4 protein-coding genes and 1 pseudogene are annotated in these 3,513 nt (G+C 70.7%); 3 read left to right on the top strand and 2 right to left on the bottom strand.

The window, feature by feature from the left end; all coding sequences use genetic code 11:
• Nucleotides 1-295: 295 nt before the first annotated feature.
• Nucleotides 296-784 (bottom strand): Rv3235 family protein, encoded by a 489-nt coding sequence (locus VHB92_RS06760; RefSeq protein WP_325452699.1) that lies wholly within the window; start codon nucleotides 782-784, stop codon nucleotides 296-298.
• Nucleotides 785-970: 186 nt separating this feature from the next.
• On the opposite strand from VHB92_RS06760, the gene VHB92_RS06755 reads away from it, so the two are divergent.
• Nucleotides 971-1,609, top strand: coding sequence for a hypothetical protein (locus tag VHB92_RS06755; RefSeq protein WP_325452697.1), 639 nt, complete (start codon nucleotides 971-973; stop codon nucleotides 1,607-1,609).
• 30 nt (nucleotides 1,610-1,639) lie between these two features.
• Here the strand turns inward: VHB92_RS06755 and VHB92_RS06750 are convergent, their stop codons facing one another.
• On the bottom strand, nucleotides 1,640-1,927 hold the full coding sequence (locus VHB92_RS06750; protein WP_325452695.1) for a helix-turn-helix domain-containing protein: 288 nt from the start codon (nucleotides 1,925-1,927) through the stop codon (nucleotides 1,640-1,642).
• Between the two features lie 215 nt (nucleotides 1,928-2,142).
• Here VHB92_RS06750 and VHB92_RS06745 point away from each other — a divergent pair, with 215 nt between their 5' ends.
• Together VHB92_RS06745 and VHB92_RS06740 are read left to right on the top strand one after the other, a co-directional pair.
• The gene (locus VHB92_RS06745; protein WP_325452693.1) at nucleotides 2,143-2,898 is read left to right on the top strand and encodes a hypothetical protein; all 756 of its coding nucleotides are present in this window, start codon (nucleotides 2,143-2,145) and stop codon (nucleotides 2,896-2,898) included.
• Between the two features lie 29 nt (nucleotides 2,899-2,927).
• Nucleotides 2,928-3,513, top strand: a pseudogene (locus VHB92_RS06740) (regulator); the annotation flags it as partial.

Here is a 3,513-nt window from a genome sequence, read left to right as displayed (position 1 = left end):
GACGACAGTGCGCAAGCGGAGCCGCTCAACAGGGCCGAGCGCAGGGCACAGGAGCGTCGTCGGCGCTGAGCGCCGGCAGCACTGACCCCCAACAGCGCGTCGACCGGGCCTGCGGCCCTCCCGATGCGGTCGTGGGTGAGTCTGTCGGCGCATCCCCGATGCGTTCACGCTGTGGCGGTGCGGTCGTCCGCGATCCTCGATAAAAGGCGTTCGATCGCACGGCACGCGGGCGACCGCCATGCGCGGAGTGTGTCGGCGAAGGCTGCGACACGCACCGCTTTCGCGACGAGAACGCCTAGAGCACGCTGACGGCCGATGCGCGCCATCGCCGGTCGAGACCCTCGAGGCGGATGGCGACGGCGCGCACTCGCACCGGGTTGCGGATGACGACCGTCGCCTCGACGACGCCGTCCCGCGGCTCGCAGATGTGCGTGCTCAAGACCGTGAGGGCCGGTCGTACCGCCTTTTGACCCTTCACGCGACGCGCCCGCTCGGCGAGCACCGTGCGGTGCAGGAGCGTCGCGTAGACCTCGTCGGTGACCCATCGGTTCAGCTGCTCGAGCTCCCGTGCCCCGGCAAGCACCTCGAGGATGCATCGCGCAAGGTTCGTCAGGAGCGGTTCGGGGTCGGCGAGCTCGGCCCTGCGCGAAGGCTGGGCCATGAAGAAGTCGTCGCCCAGCCCGTGGCTGAGCGGAACACGGCGGCGCGGCGCGGTGGTCGGGGAGCCGTGCCGCGCGTCGGGAGGGACGTCGTGCGGCGGAAGCGACGCGGCAGCATGGCTCATGGGTACTCCCTGCGGTCGGCGGTGCGAGAAAGGCGGACCGGGCCTGTCGGGTGTGCCCTGGACCCCGCCTTTGGGGGGTGTTGTGGGAAGTCACTCAACCAGTGGCCAGACAAGTGCGTCCACGGCGTTGGTGCCCTGTTGATAACGGCCGTTCGGACGTCGTTCGGCGCGCTAGCTTGGCGGATCATGCGCTGGGACAACCTGTTCGACGACCTGGAGAGCCAGCTCGAACACGAACTGGGAGTCGAAGACCTGGAGCTCCGGGTCGAGGAGGAACGTCTGCGGCTGGGCAAGCTCTCGCTGCGTGATCGCCTGCGCGCGGCATCCGGCGTGGATGCGGGCAGGCACCGCGCGATTCGCCTCTGGCTCGTCGACGGCAGCACGATGCTGCTTCGGCCCATGACCTTCGGCCGGGACTGGTTGTCAGGCGACCTGGTGGCCGACGAGTACGACCGAGCCGGATCGCAGGTGGCGTCGGCGAGGGCGCTCGTTCCGCTGGATGCCATCGCCTCGGTCGGCCTCGACGACGAGCAGCTCGTCGAGAGCCTGCAGGCCGAGCCCGATGTCGACGCCTCGCGTACGCCCGAGGCGTCTCCACGGCTGATCGATCGGCTCGGACTGGCATTCGCGCTGCGCGACCTCGCGCGCCGCCGGAGCGCGCTCACGGTGACGAGCCGTTCGGGCACACTGCACGGAACGATCGACCGGGTGGCCAGGGACCACTTCGACCTTGCGCTGCACGATCCGGGTGCGCCGCGCAGGCAGAGCAACGTGCGAGGAACGCGGATCGTGCCGATGGCGGCTCTGATCCTGGTTCGCGTCTAGGCGCGGCGCGCGCGGTGCAGGATGCCGCGCTCAGTCGCGGTCGGGCCAGACGACCCTTCCGCCGGAGAGCTCGGGAATGGAGGCGAGGTCCGACTGCTCCCACAGGGCGCGACGGCGGGTCTCCTCGTACATCGCCTGGATGTACGCCTCCAGTTCGACCCGCTCGATGCGCCATGCGCCTGGCCGGCCGACGCGGATCGCCGGCAGCTCACCGGTCGTGATGAGGCCGACGACGTCCCCGGGCGCGACGCTGAGGATCTCGGCGGCGTCGCCGACCGTCAGGAAGCGCGTCACGTCATCCGTTCGGTCGCCGGTCATGCCTTCGATTATGGCGGGAGCACCGCGAACGCCCCGTTCGTGTGGATAACTTTCCTACGTGTCGCTCAGGATCGGCACCATGGACGCAGCAGGAGCGCAGCAATGCGCCGAACACGGCTGAGAGGTCGCTCAGGATCGACGGCGTGCTGCACGGGCGGAGATGTCGATTCCCGTCCCGATCACGCGAAGACGAGCTGCGGAACGAGGAGAGGAACATGGGCGCGACGGACGGGAAGCCCAGGCGGTTCTGGTTCGATCCGAGGTTCGCGGTGGGCATCGTACTCATCGCCGCCTCGGTCGTGGGTGTCTCGGCACTGCTGGCCGCGCAGAACAGGAGCGTCCAGGTCTATGTGGCCCGCACGACGCTGGTCGCCGGGGATGCCGTGTCGCCAGGTGATGTCGAACTGGTGAGCGTTCGCGTTCCGGATGCCGATCGCTACCTCGGACGGGACGGACTGCAGGGCGACGGAGTCGTCGTGCGGTCGGTTCCGAAAGGCGAGCTCGTGCCCGCCGGCGCCGTGCGGAACAAGGCGGAGTCGGCTCTGACGAGCATCGTCGTGAAGGCCTCGGGTCCGGTCGCCGCAGCCGTGACGGCCGGAGCGACGGCAGACGTCTGGGCGGCACACGCGGCGAACGACAAGAACTACCGGCCGCCGGCGGTACTGGTCTCGGGCGCGGTCGTGGTGTCCGTCTCGCACGACGACGCGCTCGTCGCCGACAGGGGCGCCGTCTCGGTGGAGCTGCGGGTTCCCGCGGCACGAGTGGCATCCGTTCTGCAGGCCATCGCCGACGGTCAGGTCATCTCGGTCGTTCCGAGCAGTGGCGGTTCCGCGGCGACGGCGGGCGTCGAGTCGCCTGACAAAGCTGATGAAGCTGACGACGCCGACGCGCCCGACGACGCCGCCAGGGCGACGCCGACGGAACGCGCGCCCGGGCATTCGGACGCGGACGACTCGGGAGCTCGACGATGACGTCCGTCGCACTGTGTCTGGATCGCCGGATGCAGGAACGCGTGGCGGCGGAGGCGACAGCATCCGGCCACCTGGTGACGGTACGCACCAGCGTGGGCCGCGAACTGGTGGCGGCGCTCGAGGCGCGAGAGGTGGATGTCGCCGTGGTCGGTGCCGGCCGGGGCAGGCTGACGACAGAGGTCGTCTCGATGTGCGACCGCACGGGCGTGCGCCTGGTGGTGCTCGCGGCAGGGGAGTCGGAGCGCAGGCACGCGCTGGCGCTCGGCGTCTACGACGCGTTGGATGCCGCGGCGGACTGGAGCGCGCTGGAACCGTCGCTGCGCGGCGTCCCCGCGGTCCCGTCGCGAGTCGGCGGACCGATCGGAACGCAGGACGCCTCGCGGGTGATCGCCGTGTGGGGTCCGGCAGGGGCGCCGGGCCGCACGTCCGTCGCCATCACGATCGCCGCCGAGCTCGCCGCGCTGGGCCACAGCGTCGTGCTCGCCGATGCCGATCCGTACGGCGGCGCCACCGCGCCCGCGCTGGGACTCCTGGATGAGGCGCCCGGTTTCGCCGCTGCGTGCCGGCTGGCGGCATCCGACTCCCTCACGCACGACGAGCTCGCGCGCGTGGCGC

The organism is Humibacter sp. (assembly GCF_035547335.1).
Classification (GTDB): domain Bacteria; phylum Actinomycetota; class Actinomycetes; order Actinomycetales; family Microbacteriaceae; genus Humibacter.
The sequence above is the reverse complement of the archived record's forward strand: the minus strand, read 5'-3'. Positions and strand labels throughout refer to the sequence as shown.